The sequence below is a fragment of the Kibdelosporangium persicum genome (assembly GCF_013280595.1).
Lineage (GTDB): Bacteria > Actinomycetota > Actinomycetes > Mycobacteriales > Pseudonocardiaceae > Kibdelosporangium > Kibdelosporangium persicum.
On the sequence record NZ_JAAATY010000024.1, the window covers coordinates 49,276 to 71,519 of the forward strand.

23 protein-coding genes are annotated in these 22,244 nt (G+C 68.6%); 15 read left to right on the plus strand and 8 right to left on the minus strand.

All coding sequences use genetic code 11. From position 1 onward, the window contains the following. Positions 1 to 31: 31 nt before the first annotated feature. Both GC106_RS33220 and GC106_RS33225 read left to right on the plus strand, forming a co-directional pair. Positions 32 to 499 (plus strand): low molecular weight protein-tyrosine-phosphatase, encoded by a 468-nt coding sequence (locus GC106_RS33220; RefSeq protein WP_173138789.1) that lies wholly within the window; start codon positions 32 to 34, stop codon positions 497 to 499. Beyond that, positions 480 to 1,304, plus strand: a complete 825-nt coding sequence (locus GC106_RS33225; protein ID WP_173138791.1) for a fructosamine kinase family protein — start codon at positions 480 to 482, stop codon at positions 1,302 to 1,304. Before GC106_RS33220 ends, GC106_RS33225 begins: the two co-directional genes overlap by 20 nt. On the opposite strand, the gene GC106_RS33230 is transcribed toward GC106_RS33225, so the two are convergent. Further along, positions 1,285 to 1,683, minus strand: coding sequence for a RidA family protein (locus GC106_RS33230; protein WP_173138793.1), 399 nt, complete (start codon positions 1,681 to 1,683; stop codon positions 1,285 to 1,287). The genes GC106_RS33225 and GC106_RS33230 overlap by 20 nt on opposite strands. A 6-nt stretch (positions 1,684 to 1,689) precedes the next feature. Between GC106_RS33230 and GC106_RS33235 the strand changes: the two genes are divergently transcribed. Together GC106_RS33235 and GC106_RS33240 are read left to right on the plus strand one after the other, a co-directional pair. After that, a complete protein-coding gene (locus tag GC106_RS33235; RefSeq protein WP_173138795.1) occupies positions 1,690 to 2,226 on the plus strand; it encodes a DUF1349 domain-containing protein in 537 nt (178 codons plus the stop codon). Positions 2,227 to 2,239: 13 nt separating this feature from the next. After that, positions 2,240 to 3,031: an SURF1 family cytochrome oxidase biogenesis protein gene (locus GC106_RS33240; RefSeq protein ID WP_173138797.1), complete on the plus strand. Its 792-nt coding sequence runs from the start codon at positions 2,240 to 2,242 to the stop codon at positions 3,029 to 3,031. Between the two features lie 28 nt (positions 3,032 to 3,059). Here GC106_RS33240 and GC106_RS33245 read toward each other — a convergent pair whose 3' ends face one another. After that, positions 3,060 to 3,995, minus strand: coding sequence for a cobalamin biosynthesis protein (locus GC106_RS33245; RefSeq protein ID WP_173138798.1), 936 nt, complete (start codon positions 3,993 to 3,995; stop codon positions 3,060 to 3,062). Between the two features lie 75 nt (positions 3,996 to 4,070). On the opposite strand from GC106_RS33245, the gene GC106_RS33250 reads away from it, so the two are divergent. The 7 genes from GC106_RS33250 (at position 4,071) to GC106_RS33280 (ending at position 14,158) form a co-directional block, all read left to right on the plus strand. Beyond that, positions 4,071 to 5,624, plus strand: coding sequence for a DUF2397 domain-containing protein (locus GC106_RS33250; protein WP_312873065.1), 1,554 nt, complete (start codon positions 4,071 to 4,073; stop codon positions 5,622 to 5,624). Beyond that, positions 5,621 to 6,853, plus strand: coding sequence for a TIGR02678 family protein (locus tag GC106_RS33255; RefSeq protein ID WP_173138799.1), 1,233 nt, complete (start codon positions 5,621 to 5,623; stop codon positions 6,851 to 6,853). Before GC106_RS33250 ends, GC106_RS33255 begins: the two co-directional genes overlap by 4 nt. Next, positions 6,850 to 10,905, plus strand: coding sequence for a TIGR02680 family protein (locus GC106_RS33260; protein ID WP_173138800.1), 4,056 nt, complete (start codon positions 6,850 to 6,852; stop codon positions 10,903 to 10,905). Before GC106_RS33255 ends, GC106_RS33260 begins: the two co-directional genes overlap by 4 nt. A gap of 134 nt (positions 10,906 to 11,039) precedes the next feature. Further along, a complete protein-coding gene (locus GC106_RS33265; RefSeq protein WP_173138801.1) occupies positions 11,040 to 11,489 on the plus strand; it encodes a hypothetical protein in 450 nt (149 codons plus the stop codon). Positions 11,490 to 11,497: 8 nt separating this feature from the next. Beyond that, entirely contained in the window at positions 11,498 to 12,121 is a 624-nt protein-coding gene (locus GC106_RS33270; RefSeq protein WP_173138802.1) for a DUF3558 domain-containing protein, read from the plus strand. After that, positions 12,114 to 13,376, plus strand: a complete 1,263-nt coding sequence (locus GC106_RS33275; RefSeq protein ID WP_173138803.1) for a hypothetical protein — start codon at positions 12,114 to 12,116, stop codon at positions 13,374 to 13,376. Before GC106_RS33270 ends, GC106_RS33275 begins: the two co-directional genes overlap by 8 nt. A gap of 26 nt (positions 13,377 to 13,402) precedes the next feature. Then, positions 13,403 to 14,158: an ESX secretion-associated protein EspG gene (locus GC106_RS33280; RefSeq protein WP_173138805.1), complete on the plus strand. Its 756-nt coding sequence runs from the start codon at positions 13,403 to 13,405 to the stop codon at positions 14,156 to 14,158. Here GC106_RS33280 and GC106_RS33285 read toward each other — a convergent pair. Continuing rightward, positions 14,135 to 14,353, minus strand: coding sequence for a hypothetical protein (locus GC106_RS33285; protein WP_173138807.1), 219 nt, complete (start codon positions 14,351 to 14,353; stop codon positions 14,135 to 14,137). The two genes, GC106_RS33280 and GC106_RS33285, sit on opposite strands and share 24 nt — an antisense overlap. A 123-nt stretch (positions 14,354 to 14,476) precedes the next feature. On the opposite strand from GC106_RS33285, the gene GC106_RS33290 reads away from it, so the two are divergent. Continuing rightward, positions 14,477 to 15,346, plus strand: a complete 870-nt coding sequence (locus tag GC106_RS33290; RefSeq protein ID WP_173138809.1) for a helix-turn-helix domain-containing protein — start codon at positions 14,477 to 14,479, stop codon at positions 15,344 to 15,346. Position 15,347: 1 nt separating this feature from the next. Further along, complete coding sequence (locus GC106_RS33295; RefSeq protein WP_312873066.1) at positions 15,348 to 15,536, plus strand: DUF397 domain-containing protein; 189 nt, start codon at positions 15,348 to 15,350, stop codon at positions 15,534 to 15,536. Here GC106_RS33295 and GC106_RS33300 read toward each other — a convergent pair. Then, the gene (locus GC106_RS33300) at positions 15,502 to 15,960 is read right to left on the minus strand and encodes a hypothetical protein (RefSeq protein ID WP_173138811.1); all 459 of its coding nucleotides are present in this window, start codon (positions 15,958 to 15,960) and stop codon (positions 15,502 to 15,504) included. The two genes, GC106_RS33295 and GC106_RS33300, sit on opposite strands and share 35 nt — an antisense overlap. Before the next feature lie 137 nt (positions 15,961 to 16,097). On the opposite strand from GC106_RS33300, the gene GC106_RS33305 reads away from it, so the two are divergent. Together GC106_RS33305 and GC106_RS33310 are read left to right on the plus strand one after the other, a co-directional pair. Further along, positions 16,098 to 16,580 carry a gluconokinase gene (locus tag GC106_RS33305; RefSeq protein ID WP_173138813.1) on the plus strand — a complete coding sequence of 161 codons (483 nt, stop codon included), beginning with the start codon at positions 16,098 to 16,100 and terminating at the stop codon, positions 16,578 to 16,580. Beyond that, the gene (locus GC106_RS33310; RefSeq protein ID WP_173138815.1) at positions 16,567 to 16,944 is read left to right on the plus strand and encodes a TIGR03668 family PPOX class F420-dependent oxidoreductase; all 378 of its coding nucleotides are present in this window, start codon (positions 16,567 to 16,569) and stop codon (positions 16,942 to 16,944) included. The genes GC106_RS33305 and GC106_RS33310 overlap by 14 nt, the downstream gene beginning before the upstream one ends. A gap of 32 nt (positions 16,945 to 16,976) precedes the next feature. Here GC106_RS33310 and nudC read toward each other — a convergent pair whose 3' ends face one another. The 4 genes from nudC to GC106_RS33330 are packed head-to-tail and all read right to left on the minus strand — an operon-like array spanning position 16,977 to position 22,212. Continuing rightward, positions 16,977 to 17,936 (minus strand): NAD(+) diphosphatase, encoded by a 960-nt coding sequence (gene nudC / locus GC106_RS33315; RefSeq protein WP_173138816.1) that lies wholly within the window; start codon positions 17,934 to 17,936, stop codon positions 16,977 to 16,979. Continuing rightward, positions 17,933 to 19,297 (minus strand): M16 family metallopeptidase, encoded by a 1,365-nt coding sequence (locus tag GC106_RS33320; protein WP_173138818.1) that lies wholly within the window; start codon positions 19,295 to 19,297, stop codon positions 17,933 to 17,935. The genes nudC and GC106_RS33320 overlap by 4 nt, the downstream gene beginning before the upstream one ends. After that, complete coding sequence (locus GC106_RS33325; RefSeq protein WP_173138820.1) at positions 19,294 to 20,577, minus strand: M16 family metallopeptidase; 1,284 nt, start codon at positions 20,575 to 20,577, stop codon at positions 19,294 to 19,296. The genes GC106_RS33320 and GC106_RS33325 overlap by 4 nt, the downstream gene beginning before the upstream one ends. Before the next feature lie 9 nt (positions 20,578 to 20,586). Continuing rightward, positions 20,587 to 22,212, minus strand: coding sequence for a DUF2207 domain-containing protein (locus GC106_RS33330; RefSeq protein ID WP_173138822.1), 1,626 nt, complete (start codon positions 22,210 to 22,212; stop codon positions 20,587 to 20,589). Between the last annotated feature and the right edge of the window lie 32 nt (positions 22,213 to 22,244).

The following is a 22,244-nucleotide window of genomic DNA, read 5'->3' on the forward strand; positions in this document are numbered from 1 at the left end:
GATTCTAAAGACATCGGTAGGGTTGGCCGTCGTGCACCTCAGCTTTGTCTGTACCGGGAACATCTGCCGGTCGCCGATGGCCGCCCTCGTCGTGCGGGAACACCTACGCCGGGAGGGCCTTGCGGACGACGTCAGGATCACCAGCGCGGGCACCGGGAGCTGGCACGTCGGTGACGCCGCGGACAGCAGGGCGCAGAAGGTCCTGCTCGACCACGGTTACCCGACCGCGCACGTCGCCGCCCAGGTGGGCGAGGAGCACCTGGGCGCGGACCTGCTGCTGGCGATGGATTCCGGGCACGTCCGCGAACTGCGCGGGCTCGTCGACGACCCGTCGAAGATCCGCCTGTTCCGCTCGTTCGACCCGGCCGCGACCGGCGATCTGGACGTCCCCGATCCCTACTACGGCGGAAACGACGGTTTCCGGATCGTCCTGGCGATGATCGAAGCGGCGACACCCGGCCTGATCGAATGGGTGCGCGATGAGCTCCGCGGCGCTTGAGGCGGTGACCGAGCTGACCGGGGTCGAGGCGACCTCGGCGCACCGGCTGGGCGGCTCGGTGTACGAGGTCGAACTGGCCGACGGCGATCTGGTGGTGGCCAAACGGCACTCGCAGGTCTCCGCGGTGCTGGCCGAGGCCAAGTCGCTGGAGTGGATCACCGAGCCCGGGGTGGTGCCGGTGCCCGCGGTGCGCGGCCACAACGACCACTGGCTCGTGATCGAGCAGGTCGAACCCGGCAGGCCCGGGGACGCCGAGGCGTTCGGGCGCGGTCTGGCCGCGTTGCACCTGGCCGGCGCGCCCGCGTTCGGCTCGCCCCCGCCCGACGGGCCCGCGGACGCGTGGATCGGCCTGGCGCCGATGTTCAACCAGCCGGTGCCGTCATGGCCGGAGTTCTATGCCACGCAACGAATCGAGCCGTACCTCCGGCGGACCGCACTGCCCTGGGCACCGTTCGAGGCGGTGTGCGCCCGGCTGCCGGACCTCGTGCCCGTGGAACCACCTGCCCGGCTGCACGGCGATCTGTGGTCCGGCAACGTGCACTGGGCCGAGGACGGCCGCGCCTGGCTGATCGATCCCGCGGCGCACGGCGGGCACCGCGAGACCGATCTGGCGATGTTGCAGCTTTTCGGCTGCCCGGAGCTGGACCGGATCCTGGGCGCCTATCAGGAGGTGTATCCGCTGGCCGACGGGTGGCAGGCCCGGGTTCCGGTGCACCAACTGTTCCCTCTGCTCGTGCACGTCGTGTTGTTCGGCGGCGGTTACGCCGGCCAGGCGCTTTCGGCGGCTAGGGCAGCGCTGCGGTGAGATCCACCTCCACCAGTTGGCCGGGATAGCCCAGCTGGGCGACGCCCAGCAAAGTGCTCGCGGTGGTGAAAGCCGCCCCGATCACCGAGGCGTTCAGCCGGGTCCATGCCTCCGCCAGCACCGCCCGATCAGAGCTGGCCACGTAGATCACCGAGCGCACGACATCGCCGGGAGAAGCGTCGACCGCGGACAACGCCGCGAGAGCGTTGGCGGCGACAGCGTCGATCTGAGCGGGAAGGCCACCGGCGACGACCGCGCCGGACTTGTCGAGCGGGCACTGCCCGGCGAGGTAGGCCGTGCGGCCGGACGAGACGACAGTGATGTGGTGGTAGCCGGGTGTCGGGTGCAGTTCTGCCGGATTGATTCGGTTGATCCCCATGGGACCATGATCCCTGTGACGGCATTCGACGGCTGGACCTGGCTCAACGAGCCCACGGAGTGGTCGATCGACGACGGCCTGACGGTCCGCGCCGACCGGGACACGGACTTCTGGCGGACCACGCACTACGGGTTCGTCCGCGACACCGGGCACGTCTTCGGCCGCGAGGTGACCGGGGACTTCACCCTCAGGGCCACGTTCACCGGCGACTACCGGGACCAGTACGACCAGGCCGGGATCGCCCTGCGGATCGACGAGGAGAACTGGATCAAGACGGGCATCGAGTTCGTCGACGGCGAGCAGCAGCTCTCCGTCGTCGTGACCCGGAACGTCTCCGACTGGTCGGTGACACCCGCGCCCGGCAGTCCCGGCACGACGATCGAGGCGAAGCGGACCGGCGACACGGTCACCGTCACATCCGGCGGCCAGATGCTGCGGCTGGCGTACTTTCCGCCTGCCGTGCCCGTGTTCGCCGGTGTGATGTGTGCCGCACCGGACGGCGGCGGTTTCCGGGTCAGGTTCGAGGACGTCCTGCTCGGGTAGCTACGGTGGAACAGTGCGACTGCGGAACCTGCTACGGCCAGGGTGGCTGGGACTCACGGCGTTGGTGATCGTTTTCGCCACGGCGTGCTTCACCCTGCTCGCGCCGTGGCAGTTCGACCGCCACGAGGCCCGTAAGACGCAGAACGACGAGATCACGTTCTCGCGCACGGCCCCGACCGTCGCCTGGCAGCCGGGCATCAAGGAGTGGCGCCTGGTCAGCGCCACAGGCGAGTTCCTGCAGAGCGAAGAGGTCATCGCGCGGCTGCGGACCGTCCAGGGCGAGCCCGCGTTCGAGGTCACGGTGCCGTTCAGGCTCACCGACGGCCGGGTCGTGCTGGTCGACCGCGGGTTCCTCCGGCCGGAGCAGTCCAGGCTGCCGGGCTACCAGGCGCCGCCGACCGGTCAGGTGCAGTTGCTGGCGCGTCAGCGCGTCGACGAGACGGACTCGGAGAACCGCGACGCGTTCACCGACGAGGACGGCAAGCGGCAGGCCTGGGCGGTCGACTCACGGACCGTCGCCCGAGCCACGGGACTGCGGATCGAGCCGGGTTATCTGCAACTGGAGAAGGACTCGCCGGGCGTGCTCGGCCCGTTGCCGTTGCCGGAACTCGATGCCGGACCGTACTTCTCCTATGCGTTGCAGTGGATCGCGTTCGGCGCGATGGCGATCCTCGGCTGGCTGTACTTCACGTGGCGCGAACTGCTTCCCGGCGGCGCGCTGAGCACCGAACGGCCGCGTAAGCGCTCGGTGGCGGAGATGGTCGCCGAAGAGGAAGCCGCGGAACGCGCGAAGGCCACAACCTAGCGAGACATTCTTCGGTGCTTGCGCTGGTTCAGCGGCGGGCGAACAGTGCCAGGAACGCCGCACTCGCTCCGGCCAGGGCACCCACCACACGGGAAAGTTCCACCGCACGTGTGACGTGCCCGGCATCAGGACTACGGCCCGTTCCCAGCACGGGACGTTCCTCCACGCCGTGCTTGTACACGGTCCGCCCACCCAGGCGGATTTCCAGGGCTCCGGCGAACGCTGCCTCAACCCGGCCCGCGTTGGGTGACGGATGCGCCGTGGCGTCCCGCTGCCACGCGCGCCAGGCGCCCTGGGCCGAACCGCCGACCACCGGCGCACCGGCCACGGTCAACGCCGCCGCGGCGCGTGCGGGCAGGAGGTTCACTACGTCGTCCAGCCGTGCCGAGGCCCAGCCGAAGTTGCGGTACCTGGGCGAACGGTGGCCGACCATCGCGTCCATCGTGTTCACGGCTCGGTACCCGAGCAGCCCTGGTACGCCGAGTACAGCGCCCCAGAACAGGGGGGCGACCACCGCATCGGATGTGTTCTCCGCCACGGACTCGACCGTCGCGCGTGCCAGTGCCGTCGCGTCGAGCGCTTCCGGGTCGCGTCCACAGAGGTTGGGCAAACGCTTGCGCGCCGCCTCCACGTCGCCGGAGTCCAGCTCACGGCCCATGTACGTGCCTTCGCGGGCCAGCGACTTCCCGCCGAGCGCGATCCACGTCGCCGTCGCGGTGGTCAGCACCCGCAACACGGGGTAACGGCGCCCGATCCGTTCTGCCGCAACACCTACGGCGACAGCCGATCCGGCGAGCACGCCCGTGTAGATCACGCCGGGCACCTTGCTGTCCCGGTATGCCAGCTTCTCCAGGCGCTGCGCCAGCGCTCCGAACCCCGCCACCGGATGGCGTCCGCGCGGATCACCGAAGACACCGTCCGCCACGACACCAAGCAGCAGTCCGACTGCTCTACCCGCGGTCACCAGTCCTCCCAGCCCCTGCCCACTCCAGAACGGTAGCGCCGCCAAGATCAGCACCAAGAGCTAGGGTGGCGAGCCGTGACCCCCGAGCAGCAGGACCGCGCGGCCGAAGCCCCCGCGCGCCCGAACACCGACCGGCTCGGGCTTTACGCGTACCTGCAGGCCAGGGAGCACAAAGCGACCTACCTGGCGATCATGCGACTGTTCACCGCGACCCTGCTGGCCGACCTGTCCGCGGGTGACGTGGCCGCGGCCCTCGCGCCCGCGGAGCGGGACGGCACGATCGAACGCGGCGAGTCGCGGATCGAGAACGTGATCACCCGGCTCAAGCAGCTGGTCGAGTGGGGCAACCTGGTGCAGGGCCGCCGTGAGGTGGTCGCCGCCAGCATCGCCGAGTTCCAGCACGGCAGCGTCCGCTACCAGGTCAGCAAGCTGGCCGTGCGCGTCCAGCGGGACGTCGACGAGCTGCTGCGGGTCCCGGAAGGCGCCCGTGAGGTCTCCCGCGAGCTGCTGCCCGCGATCGAGCGCGGCCTGAGCCAGCTCGGCAAGTCGCTGGCCAAGGCCGTCAGCCACGAGCAGCGCGATGCGGGCTCCGGCGCCGCCACCAGGTCCCGTGAGCTGCTGTCCGAGCAGGTCACGACCCTCTTCCTGCAGCACGCGGAGCTCGCCGCGACGGTCCGGGACTTCTACGCCTACCTCGGCCAGGTCGTCACCCGCCACCACCTGGCGGCCGACGAGATCTCCGGGTTCCGCAACCTGCTGGTCGAGTACATCCAGAAGGTCGTCGAGGACGTCCTGCGGCAGACACCGGCCATCGCCGAGCACCTGACCGGCCGGTTCGCCGCCGCCCGTCCCGAACTGCTGCGGCTGCTCGGCCCGACCGACGGCCTCGGGCCCGCTGTGGAGCGGGCCAGGGGCCGCAGCGCCGCGGACTGGCAGGAACTGACCGACTGGTTCGTCGACCGCCCGGGACGCCCCTCGCAGGTCACCGTGCTCCGAGAAGCGACGGCACGGGCGATCGGCTCGTTGCTCGCGAGCGTGAAGCGTGCGACGGCGGGCGGCGGGTTACTGCCAGGACGCCGTGCGGAGTTGCTCAAGCTGGCGAAGTGGTTCGACGACAGCACACCCGCGCAGGCCGCGCAGATGTACGCGGCGGCGTTCGGGATGTACTCGTCACGGCACGTCCTCCCGGCGCCTGACCACGACTCGGACGACGAGCGCACGCCGTGGAGCGAAGGCCCGGTCTGTGACGTCACGGTCAGCGTGCGCAGCCGTAGCGATCGCGGCGCGCGTGGCCGTACCTCGCGGATCATGGACGACCCGATCACCGAGCAGTCCCTGCTGGCCGACGCCCGGCGCGCGGACGAGCGCAGGGCCGCTGACGTGGCGGAACTCATCGCGGCGGCGCCGAGGCTGAACGAGGTCACGTTGTCGCCGGGCGCGCTGAGCGTGCTGTGCGAGCTGCTGACCATGGCCATGGCGCAGCGTGAGAGCGCGAAGGACGCCGGCTCGGCCGAGGACCAGGTCCGGGGCCTGACCGTGCGGATCGAGTACGCCGAAGGCGAGACCGCGACCGTCCGCACGACCGGTGGAACGTTGACCCTGCGGGATTCCCGGCTGGTGGTGAGATGAGGCTCAGCGCGGCCGACCCCCTCGAAGGGCTGGCGGACATCGACGCGGCGAACGTGGTGCGCTGTGCCCGTACCCTGCTGCGCAGGCCGTTGTTGCGGCTCGGCGGGCCGGACGGGGAACTGCTGCCGTTGGTGTACCGGCACCGGGTGGTGCTCGGCGAGATGTTCACCGCGCTGCTGGGCTACCGGCTGGTCGTGGAACGCAAGTTCGCGCGCCTCTACAAAGCCGGTCCCGGCGCCGATTCCACTCGCGGTGTCCAGGAACTGTCGCCGCGCGGCTACGCGTACGTCGCGCTGACCATGGCCGCGCTGACCGGCACCGGACGGCAGGTCCTGTTGTCCCGCCTGGTGTCGGACGTCCGTGCGGCGGCGATCGAAGCGGGCATGAAGGTCGTGGACACGATCGCCGACCGGCGCGCGTTGACCGCGGCACTGCGGCATCTGGTGTCGCTGGGCGTGCTCACCGAGACCGAGGGCACGGTCGGCTCCGCCAGCCAGGACGCCCCGGCCGAGGCATTGATCACAATCGAGACGGATCTGCTGGGCCAACTGCTCGCCGGACCGGTCGGCGACGCCCAGGACGCCGCGCATCTGGTGACGCTGGCGGCGCGAACCGCGCCGCGCCGCGTGGACTTCCAGGTGCGCAGAAAACTCGTCGAGTCCCCCGTGGTGCTGTACGCCGATCTGGCCGAGGACGAGCGGGAATGGCTGCTGCGCAACCAGAGGCGCGAGTCGTACCTGCTGGAGCGGTGCTTCGGGCTTTACACCGAGACGCGGCTGGAGGGCATCCTCGCGGCCGATCCGGAGGAGTACCTGTCCGACGTGATGTTCCCGGGTACCAGTACAGTCGCACGAATCGGGTTGCTCGCACTGCCCGATCTGCTCGGCCATGACTCCGGCGACGCGGCCGGTGAGTCCGAAGTAGACGGTGCTGGCCGGCGTCCGGTCACCGCCGACCGGGTTCGTGAGGTGTGCGAACGGCTTGTGGCCGACTACCCGGCCGCCTGGTCCCGCCAGGCGGCCGAGGATCTCGACGGGATCGTCACGGAGGTGCTGGCGCTGTTCGTCCATATGGGACTTGCAGTCGCCGACGGCGAGCGGTGGTGGCTCTCGCCCGCCGCGGCTCGATGGTGGCCGGAGCCCGACGGTGATCCGGAGCGTGAGGTCCCCGGGCCCGCACCGGAACCCGAGGTACCGGGGTGGTCATTGTTCGACGAGGAGGGCGCATGACGGATCGCTGGCGGTTGCACCGGGGCGGGATCGTCAACGTCTGGCAGTACGCCGAGCAGACCTTCGACTTCTCCGGCGGGCGCGCGATCTTCCAGGGCACCAACGGGTCCGGCAAGTCCCGCACGCTCGAACTGCTGCTGCCCCTGTGCCTGGACGGTGACCTCCGGCAACTGGGCTCGAAGGGCTTCGACACGGTCAGCATCCGCAGGCTGATGCTCGACGACTACGACGGCGGGCCGAACCGGATCGGCTACGCCTGGGTCGAGCTCAGGCGCGAGGGGCACACGCTGACCTGCGGTGTCGGGGTGAAGGCGTCCAAGACCTCGCAGCAGATCTCCGACTCGTGGCGGTTCATCACGCCCCAGCGCGTCGGCATCGACTTCCAGCTGGCCGGTCCCGACCGGGTGCCGCTGGGTTCCGCGCAGCTGCGGGAAGTCCTTGGCGCCGACTGTGTCCTGGAGGAGCAGGCGTTCCGCGCCAAGATCGCCGAGACGGTCTACGGCGTGCCCGCGGGCCGCTACGGCGACCTGCTGCACCTTCAGCGGACCCTGCGCAACCCGGACGTCGGCCTGAAGGTGCTGGAGGGCCAGCTCGAGCAGATCCTGTCGGACGCGTTGCCGCCGTTGGACTCGGCCATGATCGAGCAACTGGCCACGTCCTTCGACGACCTGGAGTCGATCAGGGAGAACATCACCCGGCTGGGCACCGCCGACAAGGCGCTGCGGACCTTCCTCAAAACGTACTCCGACTACGCGCTCGCCGGCCTGCGCACGGCCGCGGACAAGCTGAAGGCCAGCGAGGACAACGTCCGGAAACTGGGCTCACAGACCAAGAAGCTGACCGCGGAGCTGGACAAGGCACGCTCCGCGCGGGCCGACGCGGAGCGGGCCGAGCAGGAGCTGGAAGGCGGCGAGCAGCAGGCCGAGGAGACTATCGGCGCGCTGAAGGAGCTGCCCGCCTTCCGTGACCTACAGGACCTGCAGAGCCGCGAGAAGCTCGTGGCCGCGGCGCGTTCGGCTGCTTCGTCGGCGTTGGACGTGGCCAACAAACAGCGTCTGGCCGAGGACGCGGCCGTTGACGGCGTCGTGCGGTTGCTGCGCCGCCTGGCACAGGATCTGGACTCCGCCGGGGAATTCGGCGAGTCGTTGCGGACCGCCTTGCAGGCGGCCGGTTTGGACACCTCGCTGTGCCCCTCCCTGCCGCGGATGGCGGAGAGCGAAAGCGAGACGATCACCGAGCGGGTCCGTGCCAAGCCGGACCCCGAGGCCGAGCCGTTGCCGATCGAGCGCAAGGTCCCGCCGCCGGTCGCGGCCGACGAACTGCTGACCGCGCTGACCGAGGCCGCCGAACGGGCCGGTCGCGCGGCGAAGGAAGCCCGGCGGCGCAGCGCGTTGACGCTCGCACTGCACCAGCAGGCCGTGGAGCAGGAGAAGCAGGAACAGCACGTCGAGACGTTGCGGTCGCAGGCCCGTGCCGCCCAGTTGGAGGCGACCGAGGCGGCCGGCAGGCGCAACCAGGCCAACCAGGAACTCGTCACCGAGTCGGACGTGTGGCTCGAACAGGTGCGTTCGTGGTGCGCCGCCGGGCCGCTGAAGACGGCCAAGCCGGAACGCCGCCTGCGGCTTCCGTCCGTTGAGGATTTGTCGGCGAATCCGGCTCAGGCTCGCGAGCTCAGCACGGCCGCGCGCCAGTGGACCGCGCCGTTGGTGCAGGCCGCGCGTGACGCCGCCCATGCCGCGTCTCAGCGCCGTACCGAGGCTCGGGACGCCATCGCGGAGCGCGACGCTGAACTGGCGGCTTTGCGCGCAGGCAAGGAACGTTCGCCCGCGTCTTCGGTCGCTCGCGACGACTCCACCGGCGCCGCGTTCTACCGGCTGGTGGACTTCAAGGCGGACCTGGCCGAGGCCGACCGGGCCGGGCTGGAGGCCGCGCTGGAGGCAAGCCGCCTGCTCAACGCCTGGGTCACGCCTTCGGGTTCGGTGCCGGACCTGGACGACGTGCTGGCTTCGCCCGGCGATGCCGTCCCCGGCCCGTCACTGGCCGATGTGCTTGTGGCCGTTGACGTTCCGGACAGCCCCGTGCCCGCGGACCGGGTGGAGGCCCTGCTGCGCGGCATCGGCCTGGGCGAGGCGTCGGCGAGCATGACGGTGGCGGTGGACGGCCACTGGCGGGCGGGAACGTTGCACGGCCGTGGCTCGAAACCGGCTGCGGAGTTCGTCGGCGCGGGTGCCCGGACGGCCGGGCGTCAACGCCGGATCTCCGAGCTGGAAGAAGAACTCGCGACGCTGCGCACAGAGCTGCAAGCCGCGGAGGAGCAGCTGCGCTCGGCCAATGACGTTGTGGCGGAATGGGAACGGCACCTGGAGAAGTTCCCGGGCGACGAGGAGCTGATCGCCAAGCACACCCGGATGCGGACGGAGCAGGAAGCCACCGAGCGCGCCAACAAGCACGCGCAGCAACTGCGTGAAGAGCACGACCAGATGCAGAACCGTTGGCAGGCCACAACTGCGGACCTGCTGCGGCAGGCGGGTGACGCGGGCCTGTCACCTCGTTCGGAGGACCTGCGCCAGGCCCAGCAGGCCGCGGCCGAGGCCCTGGGTGCGGCGGAACGGCTCGCCGAGGCCGTGCGTCAGCGCTGCCGTGGCACCGTCGAGGACCTGGTCGACGCCACGCACCGGTACCACACGGCCGTGGCCGACAGGACCACAGCGGAGTCCGACGCGGACCAGCGATGCGCCGAATACGCGGCGCAGGCAGGCACGTTGTCCGAGCTCACCGGCTCGGTCGGCGGCGAGGCCAAGGAGATCGCGGCCCGGCTGGCGGAGCTGGAGCAGTCACGCAAGCAGATGCGCGCCTCCCTGAAGGACATCCGCGAGAAGATCACGGCACTGCGGGAGCAGGCGGCGAAGCTGGAAGCGCAACTGGAAGGCGCGACCGAGCAACTGGCTTCCTCGGAGGAGATCCAGGCCAACGCGTACCGCCAGTTCTCCACGGTCGTCACGGCTCCCGGCGTGCTGTCCGCCGCGTTGCCGGACTTGGCGGACACGGACCTGGCCGCGGTTCGTGCCGCCGTCGCCGAGGCTTCGGACCGTAAGGCCGCCGGTGAGACCGCGGTGATCACCAAGCTCCAGGACCTGCAGACGGCTCTCGCGGGCGGCTACGACATCGCCGCCGAGGAACACGCGGGCCTGCTGACGGTGTCCGTGGCGGGTGAGGAAGGCGGCCGTCCGGTCGCCCAGGCCGCCAGGCAGGTGTCGTCGAAACTGGCGGAACAGCGGGGGTTCCTGGACGAGCAGTACCAGCGGATCTTCGCGGACTACCTGATCAGGGACCTCGCCGAGTGGCTGCGTGGCCAGATCACGGTCGCCGAGGACCTGGCCCGCCGGATGAACGAGGTTCTCGGGCAGGCCAAGTCGTCCCAGGGCGTGCACGTCCAGCTGGAGTGGAAGCCGTCGGCGGCGTTGGACGACGAGACCCGCCAGGCCTTGTCGTTGGTCCGGATGCCGTACGGCGAAAGGACTTCAGCCCAGGACGCCACCCTGCGCCGGGTCTTCACCGAGCGCATCGAGGCCGAACGGGACACGCACTCCAGCGGTTACGCGGAGATCCTGTCCCGCGCGTTGGACTACCGCTCGTGGCACGCCTTCACGGTCCGCGTGGCCGACACAGGGCCTGATGGCGCGCCTCGCGTGCGGCGCCTGCGGCAGTTGTCCTCAGGTGAGACGCGCCTGGTGTCGTACGTGACGCTGTTCGCCGCCGCGGCCGCGTTCTACGACGCGGTGAGCAGCAAGTCGGCGGACTTCAACCCGCTCCGGCTGGTCCTGCTCGACGAGGCGTTCGAACGTCTCGACGACCCGACGATCGCCCGCATGCTCGGCCTGCTGGTGGACCTCGACATGGACTGGGTCATCACGTGGCCAAGCGGTTGGGGCGTCTCGGACAAGATCCCCCGCATGCACATCTACGACGTCCTGCGGCCACGAAACGGCCGCGGTGTCGCGTGCACACAGACAACGTGGGACGGCGCCGCCATGGACCGCATCGACCCCTAGTAGCCCATTCGAGTGGCAAAGGCGCGAGTCCCAATTTCGGCAACCGCGACTATGCGAGTCTCGTCGTATCTACGCTGAGTGCCGACTTCGCAACGCGAAGTAGCTTGGCGCAGGATGTGACAGGAGGAGCAACGGTGCCTGTTGGGGAGCAGGGACCCGGAACCGCGGAGCAGCAGATCCGGTTCGAGGTCGCGATCGACAAGACCCTGCGCGCAGCCGCCGGGATGTTCGGCATCGACTACGAGTCACAAGCCGCGGGCGGAGGCGGCACAGGCGGCAAATGGGTCTTCACCAGCGTCGACCAACTCGACGACCTCATCAAAGAATGGACCGACGTTGGCCTGGCGATACAAGGCCGTTTGAAGAAGATCCGTGACGCCCAGGCGTTGATCTACCCGCCAGCGGACGACATCTTGAGCCGATTTCAAGCAGATGGGCTTGCCGACTCGCTTGAGGCGATGGCGCAGCACGCAGATAGCATGTACAAGTACGCGGACACGTACGTACAGAAGCTTGCAGACACCCGATCGGCATACGTCAACACAGAAGGCGACAACACCGCCCGCATGAAAGACGCCTACTAGGATCAGGGATGCGCCACAGCTTGCACGGATTCGCGCTCACGGTCATCGGCCTCACTTTGCTGGGTACTGGCTGCACAGTGACACAGGATGGTTCACCGCGTTCAACCGCGAAGCCCACATCCGAGACAACGCGCCCAGGTCCTGCAAACAGGTATGGCGCGCCATCAGTAAGCAATCCGCTGGATGCCACCAAGTTCCTTACACAACCCTGCGCGGCGCTGAGCACCACGCAACTGACGAGCCTGAACCTGACCGCACAAGGCGAAGCAGACACCACAAGCGCCATCGCCAGAAATGTCGGACCAGGCTGCATCTGGCAGAACAGCAGCACCGCCTACACACTCGGTTTGACCTTCATGGTCGGGAACAAGAATGGACTCGCCGACTTTTATCGTGGCCACCAGGACGGCCGTTTCAAGGGATATTGGATAGAGACCACTGTCGATGACTACCCGGCTGTATACGAAAACTCGACAGACAATCGCAAGACTGGCGAATGCGATCTCGCAATTGGAATATCCGATACGTTGACGTTCCGGACCAGGGTACAGAGTCGTGACGGTGAGAAGTCCTGCGACCAAACCAAGCAGGCTGCTTCTTTGATTCTCCAGACACTGAAAACGGGTGGTTGACGTGTTCATGTCGGCCGAGCAGATCTACCGCAACTTCACCGAGGCACGCGGCGGAGAAGGGCTCGCGGGCGCAGCGGCGATAGTGAAGCAGCTGGTCAAGGAGTACGAGGACCAGGCCGACCAGATCATCAAGCTGGCCGGGAAGATGGAGTCGGCGTGGCAGGGTGACGCGGCGGGTGCGGCGCAGCGGGGAGCTGGGCCGTTGGCGATGGCTCATGCGCAGGCGGCGCCGGAGATCAACACAGCGCAGGACCTGTCGATGCGTCAGGTCGGGTCGTTCGGCGACGCCAAGAACGCTGTGCGACCGGTTCCGCCGGAGCCGACTTTTCCTGATCCGTGGATGATGGTCACCTCGCCGGACGCGGGCGCGACCTATAAGGGGCAGATCGCGGCGTATAACGCTGCATCGCAGCACAACGTGGACGTGATGAGCGCCTACGACGATGCCAGCTCGTACAACACGACGCGGTTGCCGAGTTCGTACGGGTCGCTGATGGCGGATAACGCTGCGATGAACGTTGCCTCGCTGACTGACGGGCCGGTTCCTCCGCCGCCCCCTGGGGTTGGTGGTGGGGATCGGCCGTCGCCGCTTGGGCGTGCCGGTGGTGGGCCAGGTCCCGGCACAGGGAATCCGGGCACCGCGAATCCCGGGACTGGGAATCCCGGGACTGGGAATCCCGGGACTGGGAATCCCGGTGACGGGCCAGTCGCGCTCCCACCGTCAGGTCCGGGGCAAGTCATACCGCCGCCACAGCAAGGGACCGATCCCGGCAGCTTTGTGCCACCGTCGCCGGGAGGACCTGGTGGCGGGTCGGGCGGACTGATCCAGCCGGGGAACGTTCCGGTCACCGGAGGGAACAGCGGCGGTTTCAGCCCGGTCGGCATTCTTGGGCCGACCGGCGCGGGTCCCGGCGGCGGCTCGAACGGCCCAGGCGCAGGGTCTGGTCCGGGCGCAGGCGGCGGCCGCACGGGCGGTGGCCTGCCCGGCGTTGGCGGACAGCCGAACACTGGAGGACAACAACCCTTCGCTGGCCGCGGTGGGATTGGCCCGGTCACACCCGGTGAAGGCGGCGCTGTGGCCCGTGGAGCAGGTGCGCGCGGTGGGCCGGGAGCGATGCCGATCGGTGGGATTGGTGCAGCTCGAGGCCAAGGCGGTGAGGACGAGGAGCACAAGCGGGCGTCGTTCTTGCAGGAGCCGGATCCGGAAGCGATCTTCGGAACGGACGAGCGGACCGCGCCGCCGGTGATCGAATAGTGCTACCGAGAGCAGCGCGGCTGCCAGTGGATGCGTTGGTACGCCTGCTACGGCAGGAGCAGATCGGTGAGTTGCCCGACGTACTGGCGCCTGCTGCGGTGTGGCGACCGCGCGACGAACTGGATGCCGCGCAGGCACAGGCCTACGACGAAGCAGCGCGACTTGGCTGGCTCGATCGTCGTGGCCGCCTGGATGTCGACGTGGCCGCGTCATTGTCGGTGGTGTGTCGGGCAGCTGTGGAGTGTTCGGGCTGGATCGCGGCCGACGGGGTCGGGAAGCTGGGCGTGCTGGCCGCGGCGACCGGCCGCGAGGCGATTCTCGCGGTGCGAAACGGAAACGAAGTGCGATTGCGGCGCGCTCAACCGCGCAAACTCGCGGAAGCACTGGTCGCGCAGATACCCGAACTCCATCCAGGTTCCGGCACCCCCGTGTCGGTTCCCGTGGAAGAACTGCGAGCGGCTGTGGCGTGGCAGGAGCCGAAGCCGGGCGCGGTGAGCGTGCGACCTGTCCCGCGCGCCGACCTGCGGCAGGTGCTGAAGATCATCGCTTTGCCTACATCGGGGAGTGGCGAGTTGTGGGTGGCCGTACGCGACGATCTCGGTCGTCGCAGGGAAATCCCCCATCCGCTGCGGTACGCGGACACCGAGTGGGGCAGGTTTCTCAACCACGCGAGTGCCACCGACAGTGGCGAGTTGTGGATGACAGTCGCACCTGCCCCGCCCACTGAACTCGTTGCCCGGCTGCGGAAACTCGAGCACTCATTGGCTCGGTTCGCGCATTGACCTGGTTCTGAGTTCGGTGAGCGCCTCGGGGAACTGCTCAACGCAGCGGGCGAGCGCACGTTCGGTCAGGTTGATGGTGAGGCTCTGTTTGTGGCCGAACGTGAATTCGACGGTCCCGTCGACGGGTGACACGTCATACTTGATCACGACATCATCGATTTCTGCCCAGGAATTCAGGTCCACGTCGCGGTACACGCCTCGCTCCTCAAGGTCTACTTGGGACGGAATAGAGTATTCACCAGAACGGCACCAATACTGACATGTGCACATAATAAGAGGAACCTAGTTCAGCGAAGTCGCACCGAAAGAGTGATGCGGATGTCCGGGGTCGCGCAGACCATCCCGCGAAGGTTGCTGGGTAGCGAGTTGAAGCGGCTTCGGTTGCGGGCCGGGAAGAGCGGTGTCGAGGCCGCGGCGGCGATCAACAAGGACCAGAGCCGGATCTCCAAGGTGGAGGACGGCCGGGCGAACCTCTCCGCCGACGATCTGGCCACGCTGCTCGACCTGTTCGGCGTCAGCAAGGCCGAGCGCAAGAAGCTTCTCGCCATGGGTGTCGAAGCTCGGAAGCGCGAGCCGAAGAGGCGCGCCTATGTGGACACCCTGCCGGGTTCATACCGCCGCCTCTCGAACATGGAGGTCCAGGCCAGCCGCATCCTCAGCTACGAGAAGGGAATCTTCCCGGGCTTGCTCCAGTGCGATGACTACGCCGAGGCAGTGATCACGGCATGCGATGGTGTCTGGTGGGAAAGCTCGTACCAAGACCGAGCCAACCGCGTGTCCTTTCGGCTGGACCGGCAGCGCCTGGTGTTTCAAGCAGATCCGGCGAAAGAGCTGGAGTTCATCATCACCGATGATGCACTTCAAACACCATTCGGTCGCCCACATGTACTACGACGGCAGATAGAGCATGTGCTCCAGTTGATCGATGAGCATCCCAAGCTCAGCATCCACGTGCTCTCAGCGACGATCCCAGACAACCCAGCGCCACAAGGCGGGTTCGCTCTTATGCACTTCCCCGAGCCCGCACCTCCGATCGGTTTCATGTCGGTGCTGTACGGCCCATCGCCATACCTCGATGACGCGGCCGACACCGATGCGCTGATCCGCGCGTTCGAACGACTTCGAGAAATGTCATCGGGCAAGGCAGAATCGAGAGTCATAGTCGAACGATTCCTGACGAGGAGCTAGCGTGATACGGGACACTGGCTGGTTCAAGAGCAGCTACAGCGCCGGTGCCTCAGACAACTGTGTCGAGGTCCGCGTCACCGAGTGCACCACCAGTGTCCGGGACACCAAGAACCGCAGCTCCCGTCTTGATGTCCCGACGGCCGCCTGGCTTGCCTTCATCGCGGCTGAACTGCGGGGTTTCGAGACCTGACCAGCGCGGCCTGCAGCTGGTCGTAGATGTCCACGACCTCGTGTTCGGCCATGAACATGCCCCGGACTGCCGGCAGTGCCTCCGCGTAGTGCACGGTCGTCTCGATCTCGGAGCCGTCGTGCAGGCGGATCCAGATCGCGTAACCGCCGAGCACACGCAGACCGGCCATCGGCTTGATCTTGAACTCCTGGACGGCCGCCCAGGACCAGGTCCGTTGGCGCAGGAAGGTCCGCTTGCGGACACCTTCCTTGCTGACGTAGAGGTCCATCCGGTAGAGCCGCAGCGCGGCGGCGGTCCACGCGATCAGGATCAGCACGGCGAACCCGTGTGTCGTGCCACCCGTGACGGCGTTCTTCAGTGAGTCCAACGCCACGATGGCCGCGAAGAGCCCGCCGAGGATCGCGAGACCCCCGGTGAGCGCCATGAAGGCCCAGCGCGGCGCGACCCGGCGCCATTTCAGTGTTACCAGCGGTAGCGGTACCAATCAGTCCCCCGACTCATTCGGCTTGCGCACAGTGTAGTGAAATCACGGTGTGGTCCGCCGCCGTCTAGGCTTGGCGGATGGTCATCGTGGTGATGGGCGTGTCCGGGTCCGGCAAGACGACAGTGGGCACCGCGCTGGCGCGGCGTCTGGGCGTGCAGTACGCCGAAGCCGACGAGTTCCACCCGCCGGAGAACGTCGCGAAGATGTCGTCGGGCACCCCGCTGAACGACGACGACCGCTGGCCGTGGCTGCAGGCGATCGCGGTGTGGATTCGTGAGCACCAGCAGACCGGCGGCGTGGTCACGTCCTCGGCCCTCAAGCGCAAGTACCGGGACGTGCTGCAGACCGGCGGCGACGTGTTCTTCGTGCACCTGGACGGCACGCGGGAGCTGATCGCCGAACGGCTGGCGGGCCGCAAGGGCCATTTCATGCCGGCCGCGCTGCTGGACTCGCAGATCGCCGACCTGGAACCGCTGCAGCCGGACGAGCCGGGTGTCGTGCTCGACATCGAGGCGGAACCCGACGAGATCGTCGAAGCGGCGGTCCGTGCGACTCGATGACGCCAGGGTCGCGCGCCTGGCCACGGTCGACGCCGACGGGCAGCCGCACATCGTCCCGGTGACGTTCGCGGCCAGGGGCGACACCGTTGTCATCGCCGTCGACCACAAGCCGAAGTCGACGCGTGACCTCAAGCGGCTGCGCAACATCCGGGCGAACGAGAAGGTGTCGCTGCTGGTCGACCACTACGCCGAGGACTGGTCCGAGCTGTGGTGGATCCGTGCGGACGGAACCGCACGGATCCTCGAAACCACCGAGGCAAGCGCCTGGCTGATCGACAAGTACCCGCAGTACCGGGACAACCCGCCAGCGGGACCGTTCATCGTCATCGCCGTGACTCACCAAACAGCCTGGTCACCCTCGTGAGTGTTTATCAGGGTTAGAACACCGACAAACACTCACGAGGGGTGGGCCCAGGATTCGAGCATGCGGCGGGCTATCGACGTGGGGCCGGGCAGGCCCAGCCAGAAGTCGCGGCCTTCGTCCTCCGCGGCGAGGGCTTCGCGGACGACGTCACGGGAGACCCAGTGCGCCTCCTCGATCTCGCCGTCGCTGAGCTTCGTCGGCTGGGACGGGTCCGCACTGGCCGCGAAGCCGAGCATCAGCGAACGCGGGAACGGCCACGGCTGGCTGCCGAGGTACCGGATGTCCGCGACGTCCACGCCCACTTCCTCGCAGATCTCCCTGGCCACGCAGGCTTCCAGGGATTCGCCCGCCTCGACGAACCCGGCCAGCACCGAGTACCGGCCCTTCGGCCAGACCGGTTGACGCGCCAGCAGCACCTGGGAGCCGTCCGTGCCCTCACGGTCGTGCACGAGGCAGATCACGGCCGGGTCGGTCCGCGGATACTCCTCACGCCCGCAGTTCGGGCACTGCGTCGCCCAGCCGGACTTCACGCGATCCACCGCCGAGCCGCAGTTCGCGCAGAACCCGGCCCGGCGGTGCCAGTGCGTCAGGGCGACCGCGGTGGTGAACAGCCCGGCCGAGGTGTCGTCCAGAAAGGACCCGGCGGACCGCAGATCGAGCCACTGCTCCTCGTCGGACGAACCGATGTCCTGCCAGGCACGCCAGTCCAGGCCGGTGTCCGGCGCCGGCGACTCGACGGGCAGCGCCCAGTAGCCGACGCCCTTCTCCTCGCCCAGCAGCAGCGCCTCCGGCGGCGGTTCGTCGCCGGAGGTCGCCTGGTACGCCAGCACAGTTCCGCCCGAACGGATCGGCGTCCGGCCGCGCGGGTCCACCAGCAGGACCCGCCCTTCCGGCCAGAGTTCCGCCTGCCTGCGCGAATCCGCCCGCAACGTCTCCTCACGCTCCACAGTGGAACGGGAGAGCACCGGGAGGCCGTCGAGCTGGAACGTCACTGCTTCACGTCACCGAGCAGGCGCACGTTCCCGAACTGGGCCGAGTCGCCGACGATCACACCGGTCCAGTTCACCGGCGCGAAGAAGTCACGGGCCGCGGCCGCGATCTCCTCGGCGGTGACCGCCTTCAGCCTGCCGGGGTACTCCACCAGCCATTCGACGCCAAGCCCTTGCGAGGCAAGGCCGATCAGCTGCGACGCGAGCCCGCCCTGCGAGGCCGTCGCGGTGAGCAGCTGCCCGATCGCGTACTGCCGCACAGTGTCCACTTCGGTCTCCGACGGCGGCGTCAGGACGATCCGCGCGAGCTCGTAGCGGATCTCCAGCAACGCGTTCGCGGTGACCTCACTGGCCGTGTCCGTGTCGATCAGCAGGGTGGCGCCACCCGGCGTGAACTCCAGATAGGACCGTGCGTGGTACGTGTACCCCTTGTCCTCACGGACGTTCTCGACCAGGCGGGACGAGAAGAAGCCGCCGAACGCCAGGTTCGCCAGCTGCAACGCCGGGTATCGCGGGTCCGTCCGGGTGATCGCCTGCGCACTGAGCCGGAACTGTGACTGAACAGCACCGGTCCGCGGCACGAACAACAAGTCGCCGCCGGAAACCACTGGCAGCTCAGGCAGTTCCGTCGCCGTGCGGTCGGACTTCCAGCCGCCGAGCGCCGACTCCAGCTTGGCCACGGCCTCGTCCGTCTCGACGTCACCGACCAGGACCAGCACGGACCCGCGCGGCAGCACGAAACCCTGGTGCAGCGCACGGACTTCCTCCGGCGTCACCTTGGCGACGTCCTCGGCCTCCGGCATCTCACGGGTCGCCGGGTGGTCGCCGTAGCGGTGCTTCTGCAGCGCCTGCCGGGCGATCACGCTCGGCTGCGACTTGGCCATCGCGATCCGCTCGACCAGCCGGCCCTTCTCGCGGCCGACCTCCTCGTCGGCGTACGAGGCTCCCCTCAGCGCGTCGCTGAGCACGTCGAGCAGCGTGTCCAGGCCGCTGGCCAGCGCGTTTCCGCCGATGCTGAGCCGTTCGGGGTCGACCGACGCGTCCAGTTCGCCGCCGACCAGCGCGAGGTCGGTGTCGATCGCGACCCGGTCACGGCGTGCCGTGCCGGAGAAGAAGGTCGACGCCAGCACCTCGGCCTTGGCCGCGTGCATCAGGTCCGTGTCGGCGAACGGGATGCGCAGCCGCAGTTCGACCATCGGCACGGTCGACTGCTTGACCACGACCACCCGCAGCCCGTTGGTCAACGTGGTGTCCACATGGGACAGACCGATGGCCGCGCGCTGCTCGCCCAACGGCGGCAACGGGCGCGGCCCCAGCTCGGTACGGCCGATCTCCTCGGCGGAACGGTGTTCCTGAACGCTCACTCGGCACCTCCAGCCGGGAAGACCTGCAGTACGGCACGGGAATCCGGGCGCAGCAGCTTGGCCGCGGCGGAGACGTCCTCCGGCGTGACGGCCGCGATGCGGTCCGGCAGTTGGTAGACCAGCCCGGGGTCGCCGTACAGCAGCTGGAAGCTGCCGAGCGCGAGCGTCCGGCTGACCAGCCGGTCGTGCTCCTTGTGCAGGCTGGAAACCCAGCGTGCGGTCACCTTCGCCAGCTCCTGCTCGGACGGCGGGGTGCTGGCCAGCAGTTCGAGCTCCTCGTCCAGCGCGCCGAGCACGCGGTCGACGGTCACCTCGGGCGAGTACATCGCGGTGACGCTGAACGTGTCCGGGTCGCGTGCCTCGAACGGGCCGAACAGCCCGGCACCGGCGTTGATGTCGGTGACCATGGCTTCCTTGTGCACCATGCGCTGCTGCAGCCGGGAGCCGTCGCCCTCGGTGAGCACCGAGGCCAGCACGAGGTGCGCCAGGTAGGCGTCCAGTTCGTTGATCGGGTCGGGCATCCGGTAGCCGACGGCCAGCGCGGGCAGCGGCGCGTGCGCGTCCTGGTGCTCGCCGCGCAGTTCACCCTGGGGCCGCGGCTCGGCGAACGACGGCCGGGCCGCGGTCTCCCGGGCCGGAACGTCCCCGAAGTGCTTTTCGACCAGGTCACGGGCCTGCTCGACGGTGAAATCACCGGCGACGGTGAGCACCGCGTTGCTGGGCGCGTAGTACGTGTCGAAGAAGGCCGCGCAGTCGTCCAGGCTGGCCTGTTCGAGGTCGGTGAAGTCGCCGTAACCGTTGTGCGCGTTGGGGAACGTCTGGTACAGCACCGGCGGGAGCAGGATCCAGGGGAACCCGCCGTACGGCCGGTTCAGCACGTTCAGCCGGATCTCCTCCTTCACCACGTCGATCTGGTTGCGGAGGTTCTCCTCGGTCAGCTTGGGCGCGCGCATCCGGTCGGCTTCCAGGAACAACGCCCGCTCCAGCGCGGCGGACGGGAGCACCTCGAAGTAGTCGGTGTAGTCCGGGTGCGTCGAGCCGTTGAAGGTGCCGCCGGAGGACTGGACGTGCCGGAAGTGCGCCAGTTTCTCCAGGCTCTCGCTGCCCTGGAACATCAGGTGCTCGAACAGGTGGGCGAAGCCCGTTCGCCCCTCCGGCTCGGATCGGAAGCCCACGTCGTAGTGCACGCTGACGCCGACCACCGGTGATGTGGTGTCCGGCGCGAGCACCACACGCAAACCGTTCGGGAGAGTGAACGTGTGCAGGTCGGGTGCAGCCATGGCACGAGCCTACTTGGCCACCGCCCGGTCCATCGCCGCGATGAAGCCCGGCAGGTTTCGCCCGCCGCTGAACCAGTAGAGCTCGGCCGAGGAACCGAACGCCTCCAGCCACCGCGGCGACTCACCGAGCACGACCGCGTACGGCAGGGAGCGGGAGAACACCAGCTCACGGTCGTTCTCGGGGATGCTGGACGGCGTGGCTGACTGAAGGTAACCGCGGAGGCTACGCACCTGTGCCAGCAGCACGCTGCCGCGCTTGGTACGCGCAGGCATCAGCCGTGCACCCAGAGCGAGCGCGACGCCGGCGATGACGACCGCCAGACCGAGCAGCGCGTTGCCCACTGTCAGCGCGAGCACAGCGGTCAGCCCGGCGCCGATGAACGCGAGCCCGATACCGACCGCCATCCACCGGGTGCGCTCCTGGTCGGGGCGTCGCTTGAACCACTCACGGGCGACGACGTCGGTGTACATGGCTTCTTTGATGCGGCTGAGGTCGACGGACAGGGTGGACACGACCGCGCCCGCTTCGGGAACAGCGTCGTAGACCGCTCGTTCGTAGGCCGTCAGGGAGTCGTCCGCGGGGTTGCGGCGCATGATCTGCCAGTCGTTCCCGTTGATCTCCTGGATCCAGAGATAGTTGCGGACCGCGAGGTCGAGCACGGTCGCGGTGACGTCCACCGGGTCGACCCGTTCGTCGGTGACGGTCCCGATCTGCCCGGGAAGTACACCATCGGGTGAAGCGAAGGCCACGCCGTTCTGGTCGTGCACGAGAACGTCGACCGGTCCGACGTCGGTCGCCAGCACCTTGGCGTCCCGGCCGCGCGCCACCCACAGCAGCACGAGACCGCCGAGCAACAACACCGTGAGGCCGAGCAGGCCGAACCCGGAGAAGGGGGTGAGGGCGAACGCGCCCGCCAGCTTCTCCGGCTCGGCGAACCTGGCGTTCGCCGGGACGGTCCCGGCGGGCAGGCCGATCGCCAGGTCGACACGATCACCGGCGGCGAGGTCCGACATGCTGACGCGGGTGATGCCGCCGTTGTCCGTCCTGGCGCGGTTGCACGGTTGCTCACTGCCGTACGGGCCGCCGTTGCAGCGCACCGAGATCGGGATCTCCGGCGCGATGAACGTGGCACGCAGCAAGCCGAGCCTGGCGTCCCAGCCCGCCGCCAGCTGCCAGCGCACCTCCTGGCGGTCGCCGAGGTCGATGACCGCGCCCTCGACCTGGTAGCGCAGTACCGACTTGCCTTGGCCGACGGAGACGGTGAACTCGTCGGCCGTGGCCTGCGCGCTGCCGTTGCCTTCCAGCTTCGGGTCTCGGACGACGAAGATCCGGTCGCGGTCGCCGGACCTGATCCGCAGCGGCGAGCGCCGGTTGAGCTTCTCGCCGGACCGGACCGTGATCGTCTCCTCGACCGTCAGCAGCCCGTCCCGCTCCACTTTGAGCTGAAGCTGGGTGCGTGTCGGGAACTCGATCCCGTCCGGTGCCGCCCCGGGGTCCGATGAGGACGGAGGCTGCACCGGCCCGGTGGGCTCCGGGATGACGGGAATACTCGGGATCGACGGCGGTGGTTGCCCGACTGACAACCCGATCGCGGCGACCAGGCCCGCGGCCGCCACCCCCCAATTCGTCAACACGCCTGCGGACGATAGCGGAGCGCCCTTATGCT